Below are 15996 nucleotides of genomic sequence, written 5' to 3'. Positions count from 1 at the left end.
TAATACGATCGAAACTTTTATTTTATCTTTTTCGCAACGTAAGCCAATTAGAAACAGATTCTGCGCAACTCCAAAGCTCTAAGACAACATGAGAAGCTACGCCATACCCCAGTTCCCAACCAGCTTGATCTATCTCTTGCAAAGAATCTGGGTGGACACACCCCCACAAACCCCTTTCCGTAGAGCTTTTAAAGAGAAGACGGGCATAGGGAACCCTGTATCCCCGAGCCTTCTCTCCCCGATCTAAAAAGAGGCCCTTGGTAAAAGATTGGATCTGTAAAGACTCCGGCCCCCCTTCTTCCAAGATATCTGGAAGAGTAAAGATTCCGTCATAGTTAAAAAGCCCTAAACCTTCGTAGGATCGACCACCAGGAAGAGAGAAAGCCTGTCCCAATAACGGCGTCGAGCCCCCATTCACCATAATGGGTTTGCGAGAAAGAAAAAGATTTTTCACTTGTCCCTGCGTCTCGTGATCCCCTATCAAAACATCGGCGGCTAAGAAACCTATGCCGTGGGGGATATACATGGCATCTATTTCGTGAGTGGATAAAGAAACAAAAGAAGAAGTTCTTACTACGTCACAACCAAGATAGGAAAAAAGTTGCTCTGCATTATCGCCTGCAAGACTAAAAGCTGGATGATCATATACTGCCACTGTGAAATGAGATAGTTGTCGTACATTAAGATCTTGAGGACAACTCCACCGCAAATCCAACGTTGCAAGGGCCGCAATAGAAGCCCAATCTACCTGATCGACCAACCCCACAAGTTGCGCAGCTGCTGCCCTCAAAGCTAATATGAACCGCGAGCCTCTTTCAGGGAGCGAAAGTTCAAAAAGAGAAGCCCATTGACGTTGCAAGTATGCAGGGATATACCCCAGACTAATCAAAGGTGTTCTGCGCCCTTGTTCGATTTCAAGAAGCTGATATTCTCTTGGATTAAAGACCGACATATACAACATTGCCAGAACAGAGGCTGGGCCACCGGCAACTCCATCACATTGAGATACAAGGTTTTCTACAGTTCTAGCCGTTAATGTTGCAGCTGTATCCCCATATACTATAGGAACGATTCCACATCCAAGGGCTCTTCCTACTTCAATAGTTAAAGGAGAGACGGTGATCATATCTTCCTTGCTTCTCTCTCCAAGAGGAGCAATAATTATATTCAGAGCACTGCTATCAGCAGATTGCTGAAAAAGAGACTTTAAATTCTTTTGGCTGCCGCAAAGGAAGGGATCTAGCACTGTTACTGACTGCCCGCATATACGCTGTAACAGTAAAACGAGTTTCTCATCAACTCCTGCACAAAACAGCCGGAGAGGGTATCTTAGCTGTTTCATGGCGCTCATAACTAAAGCAACAGGCGGAACCTCCCCTTTTCTTCGTTCATCAGCAAGTATAAGCCGAGGGATATCCAACTAAAACGCCCCTTTTTATAGATATGAAACTTAGTGTATCATATATATCGATCGTAATATACATGATAAGACGGAGGTTGGTCGAGATGTCCGCACCATGGATCTACATTAAAGATCTCTCTCTTTACGAGGGGCAAACCGTCACAGTAAAAGGATGGATGTACAACAAACGAAGCTCTGGGAAAATTCATTTTCTTCAACTCCGTGACGGAACTGGAACGGTACAAGGCGTTATGGTAAAAAATGAGGTATCTGAAGATGATTTCGAAGAAGGGAAACGACTCTGGCTGGAAGCTTCAGTGAAAGTTGAGGGGACAGTAAGACTGGACACACGGGCCCCATCAGGAGTAGAGCTAACCATTACTGGCCTTCGGACCATACAAAATCCAGAAGAAGAGTACCCGTTGGGGAAAAAAGACCATGGGATCGATTTCTTACTCGATCATCGTCATCTTTGGCTTCGCAGTAGCCGGCAACAAGCAATCATGCGAATTCGAGAACGTGTTATATGGTCAGCGAGAGAATATCTGCATAAAGAAGGGTTTATGCTCATCGACAGTCCAATTCTCACAGGGTCCATAGGAGAAGGTGCTGCAGGTCTCTTCGAAATGGACTATTTTGAAGAGACAAAGGCATATCTGGCACAGACAGGGCAACTCTACGCAGAAGCCGCAGCAGCAGCTTTCGGCAAAGTTTACTGCTTTGGCCCTACATTCAGAGCAGAGAAATCTAAAACCCGACGACATCTCACCGAATTCTGGATGTTAGAACCAGAAGTAGCTTTTTACGACCACAATAAGAATATTGAACTTCAGGAAAAACTTGTTTCATATATAGTGGAACAAGTTTTGGACAATTGTCGTCAAGAATTGGAGAGTTTAGAACGAGATATTTCAAAATTAGAACGGATAAAAGCTCCTTTTTATAGAATAACTTACGACAAGGCTATGGAAATACTTCACGAACTAGGGAGCCAAACTCCCTACGGAGATGACTTCGGGAATGAAGATGAAACAATACTCACCCAGCAATTTGATAAACCAATTTTTGTGGAATGTTACCCTAAAAAGGTAAAAGCTTTCTATATGAAGGAACACCCGGAAAATCCTGATCTCGTTTTATGCGATGATCTTCTGGCACCAGAAGGATATGGAGAAATTATTGGAGGATCTCAGCGAGAAGATGACCTCCATCGCCTCCTTGGTCGCATTCACGAAGAGGGACTGTCTGAGGAATCTTACGATTGGTATCTTGATCTGCGCAAATTCGGAACCTTCGTTCACAGTGGATTTGGCATGGGAATTGAAAGGGTCGTGGCATGGATCTGCGGCCTTGATCATATTCGGGAAGCCATCCCCTGGCCACGGACCATCTACAGAATAAAACCTTAAAACGCTATGTGGTTACCGCTGAGATCTTCAGGGATTTTATAGTTGGTAACCATCTAGATGGGGATAAAGGGAAAGAAATTATCGTGTATAACTAATACTTTTTAATTTAAAGAGCGGGACAAACTTCTTTCGCCCCGCTCTTTCCAATCACAGCACAATAAGACAAACTTACAAGAAACTTACAGAAAAACTCCTCTCATGCGAGCAGCATCTGCTACACGCTGAATGGCTGCCATAAAGGCTGCCCGGCGCATTTTAACGTTCTTTTCCTCAGAGTAACCCCAAACTTTTTTGAAATTCTCTTTCATGATTCGGATCAAACGTTCGTTATACTCTTCTATGGACCAGAAGAATCCACCGAGGTTCTGAGCCCACTCGAAGTATGAGCCTATAACTCCGCCTGAGTTAGCAAGAAAATCTGGAACAATCAAAACGCCCTTCTCATCGAGGATAGCATCAGCACCAGGAGTTAAGGGACCATTAGCAGCTTCAACAATATATCGCGCCTTAACTTTGTCAGCGTTTTTATCGTTGATTACGCCTTCAAGAGCTGCAGGAATAAAGAGATCTACATCGAGGAAAAGGATGTCAGTAAGTCCCATCTTCTCAAGGCCTGGCTGCTCATAGCCTTCAAGAAGTTTCTTGGGATGGACATTCTGCACATGATGCATGGCCTTATCAATATCTATACCGTCTTTGCAATAATATGTTCCTGTAATATCGCTGATACCAACTACTTTTCCGCCAGCATCCTGAAGAGTCTTTGCGGCATAGGTTCCAACGTTACCAAAGCCCTGGATAGCGAAAGTCGCGCCTTTTACATCCTTCTTCAAAGCCTTGAAAAGCTCAAGAGCACACGTAGCAACACCATATCCCGTTGCTGCCGTGCGACCTTTCGATCCCCAGAGACCCACTGGTTTACCCGTAAAAATAGCAGGTTCTAAGCGGCCTCTCATTTTACTGATGGTGTCCATGAACCAAATCATCTCAGGAGCTCCTGTATTCACGTCTGGAGCAGGAACGTCAGTCCAGGCATCAAGGAAGGGCTCCATACGAGCTGCATAGGTTCTCGCTACACGTTCTTTTTCCTTCTTCGACATTTCGAGGGGATCACAGCAAACGCCACCTTTCCCTCCGCCGTAAGGAATACCTGCGAGGGAACATTTCCATGTCATCATCATAGCAAGAGCTTCACACTCGTCCAAGCAGACTTCCGGATGGAATCGAACTCCACCCTTCGCTGGCCCAACAGCCGTAGAATGTTGCACGCGATAGCCTTCAAATACCTTGATAGTTCCATCATCCATTTCTACAGGAATGGAGACTGCAACCTTACGCTCAGAGTGGCTCAGAATTTCAACAAGCCCATCTTCGAGGCCCATCTCTTCGGCAGCACCATAGAAGTTTTTCAGGGCCGTATCAAGGAGCACATTAGAGGACGTACGCTTAACCACGGACATCAAACAAACACCTCCTACAAGCTAACGGTTCACGCCATTATTCAAACCAACGTCATTAAGAACTCTTTATTTACAATAATATCACGAATTTTACATACCACCCAACAATAGACCGTCAATTTTGTTAAATAGTACTTTATACCCAGAATTAACTCGATAATTCAGAAAAAGGAATACTTTATACTGTATGTTGTGCTCTTTATACATAAAAAAGAGGAAGAGGGTTAACCCTCTTCCTCTTTCAAAGCTTCATTTTCCTAATGGCAATGACAACTTCCACAACTACTAGATCGTGAATGTCCGATGAGAGCTGATTCCACAACAAGGTTCGACGCCCAAAGGAAGCCTCTCAATTCTATTTTTACCTCATCGTTCTGGAACTCCATGAAATCTGGAATCCATAACTTTACTCCCTTTACATCATAGGAAGTATATCCCTGAGCCGCTGGCGGCATACCACTCTCTACGAGAACGGCACGAACAGCAGCTCAACCACCACCTACGTTTCTTTCAATTAAGAAAGCTTCACTCATCTTCGACAAACGTTCAAATGCTTTATCAGATATGGCGATTTTTAAATCTCTCATGCCTCTACACCTCCACTCCCTCTATCTTAAAAGCATTATACCCCCTTAAGGTATATCTGCCAACCCCTCTTCTCAAGGAATTTAGAAAAAAGTTCATCGGGTGGGGCTACAAAAATTTTCCCCTCCCGATCTTTCAGAGGTGAGGATACGTGTTTAAACTGCACTTTCCACGCATGAAGCAACGGGTGATTAAGACCAATACGATGATGCCATTCTCCATTAACCGCATCATCGCCATATTTCACATCTCCAACTATAGGATGACCGATAGAAGCCAGATGGACTCTGATTTGGTGAGATCGTCCCGTTATAAGTTCTACCTGAAGCAAAGAATAGTCCTGATCCCCTGCGATTTTTACATAACGAGTAAGGGCCGATTGTCCCTCTGGATTGACAGTTACAATATTATGCTCTCTATCTTTTAACAATGGCGCGTCTATAGTTCCTTCATGAGGGGTTTTTCCCCGAACAGCTACTAAATAAAATTTTGCTATATCGTCATCCCTCAACGCTCGCTGAAGCTCTCGAAGAGCCTGTCCATGCAGAGCAATGATCACTAAACCAGATGTGTTTCTGTCGATACGATGGATAGCAGCAGGGCGAAAATCAGCTTTTTCCCCCACAATATTCCATACTCGAGTAATTACACTGTCCCCTCCTTGGCAATCTGGTTGCACTAATAACCCAGCAGGTTTGTTAATAGCCATGAGCATGGCATCTTGATACACTATCTCGAGTTCTTTTCCATAAACAGGGGAAAGGGCTGGAGCAGGAATATTTTCTGCTGGCTCCCAAGGAACAATAACAGTTTGCCCCTCTTCAAGGTGGAAAGAGCAATCTACTTTCTTGCCATCCACCCGTACAAGGCCCTTTCGTATCCCCTTCATCATGGCTCCCAAGGGAAGACGAGGCCAAAGGGATCGAATAACCTTATCGAGCCTTCGACCCGCTTGATGAACTGAAACCTTAAAAGAGCAGGACATGCGCTATTACTCCCATTTCCAAAATCGGCGCTGAGCAGAATAGCTCCACTCAGATATCTCTTTACCATCATCAATCTGGTCTACAGCGTCTCTCCAACAATACAGCTTAAAGTCCAACTCATCTGCCGCTGAAACAATCATGGCCTCAGGAGTAGCTGGGACAACGGGAGAACCGAATTCCTTACTTCCATGATGGCTCACTACAATATGCCCTAATGCCGAAGCATACCGCTGATCAAGGTTGTACTCTTCAAAAAGACGAGCTAACCGGTTATATCCCAAAACTATGTGATCGATAACAGTTCCCTCAACTGTCATTTCGGGGGCTGGAGAGAGTTTATAAGAATCTAACTTCCCTATATCATGCAATAACGCTCCGCCAATAACAATATCTCGGTTTACTTCGTACCCAGAATGAGAGCTAGCCTCTGCCATGGAACAAGCCAATCGAGCTACTCCAAGTGTATGTTCCAGCAAACCAGAAACATATGCGTGATGGTGAGAAACAGCAGCAGGCCAAACTTTGAAGCATTCCCAGAACTCCCCCTTAAAAACAAAGTTTAAAAAATCTTTTATAGGAGAGGTACATGTTTCTATCATCCCACGAAAGTCTTTCTCCATATCTTCTTCTTCGAAAGGAGAACGCTGCACAAAAGAGTGGGGCTTATATCGCTCTTGGTCCACATAAAAAACCGCGTTAAAATTATATTGAGACTGGCCTCGAAATTCCACAACTTGACCTAAAAGACCTATGCTGTGTCCAGCCAAATCGGTGGTCAGTTCCCATGTCAGGGGATCTATCGATTGTTGAGGTTCTACACGTCGATCCCACCATTGGGCATTCCCCCAGATTTTACCCTCAAGGGCACCTTCCTCATCCATAATGGATAGCTCCCAATAGGTTTTTCCATTACGGTCTCTTTTCGATATTATTTTATTGACGACACCAAGACAATAAAATTTACTCTCCCGAGGCAGCTTTCGAACAGCTCCTGTTTTAAGATATTCAACTTCCGCCACACAAACTCCTCCTATCCTGAAACTCAATCAAGCTCCATATTTTTCTAATTTCAAGCTGTGAGCTAACAATAATCCCATAAGTTTTTCTCCCGGCAAACGCCCCAGAGTTCCAGAGGCGCAGCTCCGCTCACCAAAGAACAACGCTCCACTTCGACGGGCATAAGGGCTCCAAAGCAAAACGGGAACATCATGCCATGAATGGCCGGCGAGGCGCGATGGCGTGCTATGGTCACCTGTAATTGCTAATACATCAGGTTTCAAGTCGAGGATTTTAGGAAGAAGTCTGTCTACCTCCTCTATCACCTTCACCTTTTCACCAAAGTTACCATCCTCTCCTCTACTATCTGTGTACTTCACATGGACATAGAAAAAATTATATTCTGACCAGTATCTGCCAACAGAATGGAAAAGCTCTTCCATTGTTTCTCCTGGCTCTCCAATATCCATGCCTACAAGACGAGCCAAACCTCGATACATGGGGTATGTGGCCAATGCTATTGGTTTTATCTTGTATAGTTCAGAAAGAGAGGGGAGATGAGGCGCAGAGGAAAAACCTCTTAGGAGGCACCCATTAGCAGGAGTCTCCGATTTTAATACTTCCCAAACACGGCGAATAAAACCATTGATAATTCTCTCTGTTTTCTTTGCCTCTTCATTTTGAGCTACGGCCCAGCGCATAGGGTGACCATCTTTTTGAGGATCTGCATCATGGACAGCTTCAGACAAGCCTTCACCTGAAAAAACAACTACAAAACGATGTTCTTTGCCCGGATAGAACGTTACTTTCACATCGTCAATAGAATGAATAGCCTGCTGAAGTTTTTTTATAATTTCCTCGCTTTTTTCCGTGGGAATGCGGCCAGCTCTACGATCCACAATAATATTTTTTTCATGATCCACTGTACAAAAATTCCCCCTGGCACAAACATCTCCAGCACCTACATGAGCTCCAACACCAAGAGCTTCGAGAATTCCCCGTCCAATTGACCACGTAAGAGGATCATACCCAAAAAGAGCCAAATGGCCTGGACCACTTCCTGGCGTAATTCCAACATCTACCATAGAAAGAAGTCCCATTTCACTTTCAGCCGCTAAACGGTTCATAAGAGGAGTAACAGCCTCTTCCAATTCTGTCGATCCCTCTTCTCCTGGAAGACCCCCAAGACCATCCATGACGAGCAAAAGAATTTTCTTTTCATTCTCTGTTGCCAACGATTGAAGCAGTTCTGCACGGGACACCACGCTAACACCTCCATGAGATCGGGCTTATTTATATATATTTCAAATTTTTCTTGCAATAATATATTATCCTAATGTTTGATAAAGCATTAACGTTTCCAGGCTCTTATGTTATGATTCAAAAAGATATTTTGCTTCATAATATACGCATAAGGGGGACGTTGTTATATGAAGTTTTCCAAAAGAATCACTTCCATGCAATCTTCTCCTATCAGAAGATTGATTCCGTACGCTGATGAAGCAAAGACCAAGGGCAAAAAGGTGTATCACCTCAACATAGGCCAACCCGATATAAAAACTCCTCCCTCTTTCCTCTCTGCGATTAAAAATTTCGCTCAAGAAGTTATTGCCTATTCTACCTCTCAAGGGAGCAACGAACTTCGCGACGCTATGAGAAAATACTATGAAAATTTCAATATTCATTTCGATCGGGATCATATTCTTGTCACTAACGGGGGCAGTGAAGCCATTATGTTCTCTATTATGGCTACGTGCGATCCTGGCGACGAAATTCTGATTCCTGAACCTTTCTACGCCAACTACAATGCCTTTTCACAATGCGTAAGTGTCAATGTGGTACCTATTACCACCAAAGCCGAGGAAGGATTTCACCTCCCGCCACGAGAGAAGATAGAGCCTCTTATCTCTCCTCGAACACGTTGTATTCTCATCTCAAATCCTGGGAACCCTACAGGAACTATCTATACTCTCGATGAGATGAAAATGCTAGCTGAGCTGGCCAAGAAACACAACTTGTTTATCATAGCTGACGAGGTCTACAGGGAGTTTGTTTATGATGGCCTTAAATATACCAGTTTTGGCAATCTCCCAGAAATAGAAGACAGGGTTATTATCGTCGATTCTGTATCGAAACGCTATAGTGCATGCGGAGCTCGCATTGGATGCATCGCTTCGAAAAACCTTGATCTTATGAAGGAAATATTAAAGCTTTGTCAGGGGAGACTCTGTGTCCCAACCCTTGAGCAAGTAGGTGCTACCGCCCTTTACAGTACCCCTGTCTCTTATCTGGAAGACGTGAACAAAGAGTATCAAACGAGGCGAGATACGCTATATAAAGCTCTAAAAGAAATGCCCGGCGTAGTATGCGAACAGCCAAAAGGGGCCTTTTATGTCATGGTAAAAATGCCAGTGGACGACGCTGAAAAATTCGTTATCTGGATGTTACAAAACTACGACATCAACGGGGAAACTATGATGGCAGCACCGGGAGAAGGATTTTATGCTACTCCCGGGCTTGGCAAGAATGAAGCCCGCCTCGCTTACGTATTAAATAATGAAGATATTGTAAAAGCTATGAACATTTTGAAAGGTGCCCTTGAGGCATATCCTGGCAAAATAGAATCAATAGCAGCTAAATAAGAGATAAAAAACGGTATCTTAAAAAATATAAAGGCCCTTTTCGGATAGTATTCCGGGAAGGGCCTTTATGATAGCATAGAGACTACCATCTAGAGAATTTGAAGGGAGCGTCATCCCAATGTCACTACGGGTCAAAGAGGCTTTAGCTAAAGATGTAGGTCATGGTATTGCGCGAATGGATCCTCAAGACATGAAAAAATATGGGCTCTCTGAGGGACAAATAGTTCTTATAGAAGGTAAACGCCAGACTCCTGTGAGAATTCTATCTTGCGATTCCAGTGATATGGGGCAACAGATCGTCCAGATTGACGGCATTATCCGGGAAAACGCCCATGTCGGTCTGGATGAAAAGATAAAAGTGCTTAAAACGGATCATCATTTTGCGGGAAGTATTGCCCTCCGCCCTCTTACCACTACTCCATTACTTGAGAAAGAACGTGACTCTATCTATCTTAGTTCACAGTTGGAAGGCCTCCCCGTCCTCAAAGGAGACAGAATCCGGGTAACACTTTTTGGGACAAGAACATGCGATTTTCTCGTATCAGACACAACGCCAGACAGTGTTGTGATTATTAGCACTGCTACATATGTTAATGTGGAAAAGCAATCTTCCTCCCTACAAAAGGCAAGCCGTATATCTTATGAGGATATAGGTGGGCTTGGTCCCCAGATTCAAAGAGTGCGAGAAATGATTGAGCTCCCCCTCCGTTTCCCCCAAGTTTTCGATAGGTTGGGAGTACAACCTCCTAAAGGTGTGCTGCTGTACGGGCCTCCAGGAACAGGGAAGACAGTGATCGCACGAGCTGTAGCCAATGAAACAGACGTCTATTTTACACATATTTCAGGCCCTGAAATTATTGGGAAATTCTATGGTGAAAGTGAGGAACGACTTCGCAATGTTTTTGACGAAGCTCAGGCTCATTCCCCCGCTATTATTTTTATAGATGAAATCGATGCTATCGCCCCAAAACGAGAGGAAATGGGGGGCGAAAAACAAGTAGAGAGGCGAGTCGTTGCTCAACTTCTTGCCTTAATGGACGGTCTTGAATCTCGTGGGCAAGTTATTGTGATTGGGGCTACCAATATTCCCAACACTCTTGATCCCGCATTGCGCAGACCAGGACGTTTTGATAGGGAAATCGCCATCCCCATCCCGGACCGGAACGGTCGGCTTGAAATACTGCAAATTCACACTCGAGGCATGCCTCTGGCACAAGATGTAGATCTTCCCCGGCTTGCAGAAATTACTCATGGTTTTGTAGGAGCGGATTTAGAAGCTTTGGCAAAAGAAGCCGCTATGGCATCCCTTCGGCAACTCTTGCCAAGTATAGATTATGAAAAAGCTCAAATTCCCTATGACCTACTGCTCTCCATGAATGTCTCCATGGAAAATTTTCTCGATGCTCTGAAGGAAGTAGAGCCTTCTGCGATTCGAGAAATTTTTGTGGAGGTTCCAGATGTAACTTGGGACGATATTGGCGGACTCGATACGATTAAGGAAGAACTTATTGAAGCTGTACAATGGCCACTTAAATATAGTGAAATCTATGAAAAGTTTAACATAACGCCGCCACAAGGTATTTTGCTCTATGGCTCCTCCGGTACGGGGAAAACCCTCCTTGTTCGAGCGCTGGCCCATGAAAGTGGAGTTAACTTTATTCCCGTCAAAGGCCCCTCGCTCATGTCAAAGTATGTAGGTGAAAGCGAACGGGCTATTCGGGATGTTTTTAGAAAGGCCAAACAAGCCTCTCCGTCTATCCTCTATTTTGATGAAATTGAATCTCTCGTTCCCATACGAGGGCGAGACAGCGGTGCTGGTGCCAGCTTTACAGAACGCGTAATCAGCCAATTTCTGGCAGAAATGAGCGGCATAGAAGAATTAAAGAGCGTCACAGTTCTGGCCACAACAAATAGGATCGATCTTATCGACCCCGCTCTCCTTAGCAGTGGCCGTTTTGATGTAGTTTTAGAACTACCGTTACCAGACAGGGAAGCTAGAGGAAAAATTTTCAAAATCCACCTTCGCCAGAAACCTTTAGCAAAAGACGTAAAAATAGAAAAATTAGCAATACAAACGGAAGGCCGCTCGGGAGGAGATATTGCTCTTCTTTGTAGGAAAGCCTCTGCTCTGGCCATTCGAGATTACCTAAAAAACAAGAAGTGGAAAGTTCCCCTTTTACAGAACAAACATTTTGAGGCAGCTTTTGTTTTCTTAAGAGATCATTTAGGGAAGAACTAGACAAGGAAAAGCGGCAGGATAAATACAAGAATATCTCGTTTTTATTCTGCCGCTTCAAACGTACGTAAAGCCTAATAAAGTACCCTATAGATAAATAGGTTCCCCATAACTTTTCTTACATAATTCCTTGTTTCATTGTAAGGAATATCTTCCATCCATTCATCAAAGGGGCGATCCTCTCCCTCTTTTATCCACTTCCCTACAGATCCACTTCCTGCATTATAAGCTGCTACCGCCCACTCCAATCGTCTGAAACGCTTCTGTAATCTAGCCAGGTGAGAAGCACCAAGCAAAATATTTGTCGCTGGATCCCATAAATCTGCATTTCCCATCTCCAGAAGCCGAGCCTCTTCTTGTCCTGTCGCAGGCATAAGCTGCATAAGACCGACAGCTCCCACCCAGCTATTCACGTCAGCATCAAAAGCACTTTCCTGTCGCATAACAGCCCAAATAAGATTCCCCTCTACGCCAAAACGCTGAGAAGCAGACTCCACAAGATTTTTAAAGGGCCTAGGATAGAGAAAGCGTATCCCCTCTCGCGGCAGAGGTACATTCTTGAGCAGCGTAGAGGACAAAGAAGAAACGGTGCTATAAGCACCGGCTTCATCTCCAAGCCATTCTGATAAAACTGCAGCTCTGTACATAGCGGAAGGAGTCCCTTCCTTCAATAAGCTCAGTTTGGCATAAAAAACAAAACCCCATTTTTCAAGAATACCCTGCGACCGATTGAGTTCAGAAGGGATCTCGTTACTAAAAGAGGGCCCTCCTGGAGAGGCGAGAGAACTATAAATAGAGAGAGGATATTCAGCGAGGAGTTGATAAAAACGTTCCTCAGCTTTATTCTTTTCCCCTACTTTTTCGTATCCACGAGCTGTCCAGTACAAAAGACGCTCTCTCCACACACCCTCGCCGCCCGATAGAAGCTGTTCCCATATTACAAGAGCATCTTCCGTCCTCTCTTTCTTCCAGGCTTCCCATGCTCGATCCCAAAGGATCGATCGCGCCCCTTCCGACGTAGGGTAACGTTCTATAAGTTCTAGTTCTAAGTTTTTCTTAACATCCCCGTCAGCGACAGTAAAAAGAGCAAATAGTGCTTTGGATCGAAATGGAACTGGGCCACTATCTGCAATACGACGTAATGAAGCTATAGCTTTTTCTTCTTCTGCCCGCCCTGCTAAAACACCAATTCGACGAATAGAGGATTCCGCATACCCCTTCCCATTCATAGCTAACCATTCCCATAAATCCAACGCCTCTTTATAGCGCTCCAGCCGATAGCAAGACATCGCTCGATAATAACGGGATTTTAACCCTTCTGCTGAATCTAGAGGAACAGATAAAAAAAGGGAGATAGCTTTCTTGTAATCCCCTTTTAAGTACGCTGCGTAACCGACAGCTCCAGCCACAGCTGCATTCCAAGGTTCCGGGCTCTTTTCTAGGACAGAAAAAGCTTTTTTGTTGAGAGGCTCAAAACGTACAAGCTGTAATCCATAAGCCACGTTATCACCTGGGAGGGAAAGAAGCTCGTTCAGAGTTTGGACTGTCTGAGCTTGGCTAGTGGAAAGCTTCAACATGGCTTCAAGCCAGCCCCTTTTCTCCTCATCTGTTGCTGTCAAGCGATACAGAGCATAAGCTACGTAATAGTTTAAGCCTTCCGGAGCCCTTGAGTAGAGAAAATGAGCCGCCTGTAATGCTTGAGCTATATTCCCCGTACGTTCGTGAGCCAAAACAATCATCATATCTCTATAAGGAATCAGCTCTTCAGGGAGCTCGCTTCCTATTCTCTGCAAAACATCTAAAGCTTCTTTCCAGCGTCCTTGAAGCCAAAAAGCATTTGCCACAAGAGAAAGCTCTCGCGGCGAAATCGTCTCTCCCTGCTGATAGAGGGAATCGAGTAACTTCCAATCTCTATTCCAAAAGGCTTGATCCAGAGAAGGTCTTTCTTCTGCGGAAAGGGCCAGTACTCCCGCTCCATTTACCAGTAAAAGGATTCCTAACACCATTGCCAGAGTTCGAAGATATCTCCTTGTCAAACTACTCTCCTCCTTCCACTCCGGAGTGTGGATATTCTATTATACAAGAATGATATATACTCTTGAAATTTTATAAATTACAAATAAGATCATTGTTTTTACTCTGGAGCCTCTGAATATTCTATGCTAGCATGAGTCTAGAAAAAATAGAGAGAAGGTGGCGAGATTATGTGTTGCTTCTTTAAAAAATTTGTACTCTTTCTTTTTATTCTTTCTCTCTCAGCTGGAGCTGCAGAAGCTGCCCTATCTCCACAACAGCTTGAACGGGCATGGGAAAGAATATCTAAGGCTGCTGGGCTGGAAACAGCTCCTATTACTATAGAAAATAAAAAAGAACCCAATGCTTGGGTTCAATTTTCTGGAGATAATCGTTCCGTCCACGTTACATCAGGACTAATGAACCTTCTCGATACAGAAGATGAAATAGCTGGAATTCTCGGCCACGAGACGGGCCATATCAAGCTGAATCATTATGGAAGTACGGTAGGGCGCAATCTCCTCTGGACCCTTCTTTTCAAGAATATCAAAGGCTCCAGTGGCGAGATTCTTGCCAATCTTGGTGTCGGCCTTGCAGAATCTGGTTTTAGCCGAGAACAGGAAGTAGAAGCAGATGACTATGGGGTGGATCTGGCTGTTAAAGTTGGATATAGCCCTTGGGGGCTAGTTAAGGCCTTGGAAAAGATGCGTGATGCAGGGTATGCTACATCGCCCAGTGGCTTCAACTCCCATCCTCCTACAGAGCGGAGATTGCAACATATACGGGAAACCGCTTCAAAATACAGCAAATAAAAACTTCGCCTAAATGTATATTTTATTCTTCACTAAAGTGAGCATATTCTTGCTTTTTTCAATGTTATAATTGTCTTATCATGTCTTCTTTTTTCTTGTTTATATCAATGTAGTTTACAATTTATGGATTTTACGGCCTTGTTTTTAGATTTGTTTGACTTTCTATAACGCCAATGGGGAGGCGATATGTGTGAGCAAAATTTGGGAGGCAAATTTCAGTTACAATGCTGTGAACGTAAGGCCTTCGCCTATTAGAGAGATGCTTTCTGTTATCAAACAACCTGGTATGATTTCTTTTGCAGGAGGAATGCCTGCTCCAGAGATTTTCCCGATTGATGAGTTTTATGAAGGAGTCCACATTCTTAAAGATGATGGTAAAAATCTCCTTCAATATGGGACGACAGAGGGCTACCTCCCTTTGAAAGAATTTTTGGCAGAGTGGACCGCCCCGCGAATGGGGCGAGCTGTGTCTCCTACAGAAGAAATGATTATTACCACTGGATCCCAACAAGCTCTTGACCTTTTCTCTTGGGCCATGATAGACAGAGGCGATTATGTCATCACCGAAGATCCTTCATACCTTGCTGCCCTCACTACTTTCTATAATCATGGAGCCCGCTTCATCGGCATTCCTACGGATAGGAACGGTATGCAAGTCGATCTGCTGCCGGAAGCCATAGAAAGAGCTCGTAAAGAAGGAAAGAATATAAAGTTCATTTACACTATCGTTAATTTCCATAATCCTGGCGGCTCTACCATGTCAATTGCAAGGCGGAAAAAGCTTGTGGAATTTTCTCATAAATACAATATACCTATCTTCGAAGACGACCCTTACGGTTATGTGCGTTATGACGGAGAACATCTCCCATCTATATTTTCTTTCGATAGTCAGGGAGGAGTTGTCTACGCTGGCTCTTTCTCCAAAATTCTATCGCCAGGCAGTCGTGTAGGATGGGTTGCCGGTTCCAAAGATATTATAAGGAAAATGACGGTGTTTAAACAGGCTACAGACCTGTGCACTAGCACCATTACCCAAGCGTTGGTAGCCGAATATTGCCGCAATGGCTATCTCGATAAACATTTACCCGTCATTATCGGTAACTACCGCGTTAAACGAGACGCTATGGACGAAAGCTTCAAGCGCCATCTCGATCCTTTAGGGGTATCGTGGGTTAAACCTGAAGGAGGATTCTTTTACTGGCTCCATTTCCCTGGGGTCAATACTCATGATCTCTTCAAAAAAGCTATCGAAAAGAAGGTAGCTTTCGTAGTTGGAGAACCTTTCTGCACAAACCCAGGAAGTGGAATTCATAACGCTCGACTGTGCTTCACATTCCCTACGCCAGAGGTAATAGAGGAAGGAGTTAAAAGGTTGGCGGTAGCAGTGCAAGAACTGGTTCAAACCGTTGAAGCATAGGAGTGTACTCCGCTGCTACCAGAAAAAAGAATAGATAA

The 15996-nt window shown here is 44.2% G+C and carries 12 protein-coding genes; 5 read left to right on the top strand and 7 right to left on the bottom strand.

Going from position 1 to position 15996, the window contains the following annotated elements:
• Nucleotides 1-22: 22 nt before the first annotated feature.
• Nucleotides 23-1420 (bottom strand): hypothetical protein, encoded by a 1398-nt coding sequence (locus B4J50_RS08435; RefSeq protein WP_024822966.1) that lies wholly within the window; start codon nt 1418-1420, stop codon nt 23-25.
• A gap of 86 nt (nt 1421-1506) precedes the next feature.
• Between B4J50_RS08435 and asnS the strand changes: the two genes are divergently transcribed.
• Nucleotides 1507-2811, top strand: coding sequence for an asparagine--tRNA ligase (gene asnS / locus B4J50_RS08430; RefSeq protein ID WP_024822967.1), 1305 nt, complete (start codon nt 1507-1509; stop codon nt 2809-2811).
• Nucleotides 2812-2990: 179 nt separating this feature from the next.
• On the opposite strand, the gene B4J50_RS08425 is transcribed toward asnS, so the two are convergent.
• The 5 genes from B4J50_RS08425 to B4J50_RS08405 all read right to left on the bottom strand — a co-directional run bounded on the left by B4J50_RS08425 (nt 2991) and on the right by B4J50_RS08405 (nt 8103).
• On the bottom strand, nt 2991-4271 hold the full coding sequence (locus tag B4J50_RS08425) for a Glu/Leu/Phe/Val family dehydrogenase (protein WP_024822968.1): 1281 nt from the start codon (nt 4269-4271) through the stop codon (nt 2991-2993).
• A gap of 257 nt (nt 4272-4528) precedes the next feature.
• Nucleotides 4529-4726, bottom strand: a complete 198-nt coding sequence (locus B4J50_RS08420) for a hypothetical protein (RefSeq protein ID WP_156923404.1) — start codon at nt 4724-4726, stop codon at nt 4529-4531.
• 167 nt (nt 4727-4893) lie between these two features.
• The gene (locus B4J50_RS08415; RefSeq protein ID WP_024822969.1) at nt 4894-5841 is read right to left on the bottom strand and encodes an RluA family pseudouridine synthase; all 948 of its coding nucleotides are present in this window, start codon (nt 5839-5841) and stop codon (nt 4894-4896) included.
• A gap of 6 nt (nt 5842-5847) precedes the next feature.
• A complete protein-coding gene (locus B4J50_RS08410; RefSeq protein WP_024822970.1) occupies nt 5848-6861 on the bottom strand; it encodes a 3'-5' exoribonuclease YhaM family protein in 1014 nt (337 codons plus the stop codon).
• A 27-nt stretch (nt 6862-6888) separates the two neighbouring features.
• Nucleotides 6889-8103, bottom strand: a complete 1215-nt coding sequence (locus B4J50_RS08405; RefSeq protein ID WP_024822971.1) for a 2,3-bisphosphoglycerate-independent phosphoglycerate mutase — start codon at nt 8101-8103, stop codon at nt 6889-6891.
• A gap of 165 nt (nt 8104-8268) precedes the next feature.
• Between B4J50_RS08405 and B4J50_RS08400 the strand changes: the two genes are divergently transcribed.
• Together B4J50_RS08400 and B4J50_RS08395 are read left to right on the top strand one after the other, a co-directional pair.
• Nucleotides 8269-9480 carry a pyridoxal phosphate-dependent aminotransferase gene (locus tag B4J50_RS08400; RefSeq protein ID WP_024822972.1) on the top strand — a complete coding sequence of 404 codons (1212 nt, stop codon included), beginning with the start codon at nt 8269-8271 and terminating at the stop codon, nt 9478-9480.
• Nucleotides 9481-9598: 118 nt separating this feature from the next.
• Nucleotides 9599-11719, top strand: coding sequence for a CDC48 family AAA ATPase (locus B4J50_RS08395; protein ID WP_286846411.1), 2121 nt, complete (start codon nt 9599-9601; stop codon nt 11717-11719).
• Nucleotides 11720-11790: 71 nt separating this feature from the next.
• Here the strand turns inward: B4J50_RS08395 and B4J50_RS08390 are convergent, their stop codons facing one another.
• Nucleotides 11791-13752, bottom strand: coding sequence for a transglycosylase SLT domain-containing protein (locus B4J50_RS08390; protein ID WP_286846413.1), 1962 nt, complete (start codon nt 13750-13752; stop codon nt 11791-11793).
• Between the two features lie 168 nt (nt 13753-13920).
• Here B4J50_RS08390 and B4J50_RS08385 point away from each other — a divergent pair, with 168 nt between their 5' ends.
• Entirely contained in the window at nt 13921-14541 is a 621-nt protein-coding gene (locus B4J50_RS08385) for a M48 family metallopeptidase (protein ID WP_286846415.1), read from the top strand.
• Between the two features lie 190 nt (nt 14542-14731).
• A complete protein-coding gene (locus B4J50_RS08380) occupies nt 14732-15958 on the top strand; it encodes a PLP-dependent aminotransferase family protein (RefSeq protein ID WP_286846416.1) in 1227 nt (408 codons plus the stop codon).
• Nucleotides 15959-15996: the final 38 nt, after the last annotated feature.

Origin of the sequence: Aminobacterium sp. UBA4908 (assembly GCF_002398115.1) — a bacterium.
GTDB lineage: Bacteria > Synergistota > Synergistia > Synergistales > Aminobacteriaceae > Aminobacterium > Aminobacterium mobile.
The sequence above is the reverse complement of the archived record's forward strand: the minus strand, read 5'-3'. Positions and strand labels throughout refer to the sequence as shown.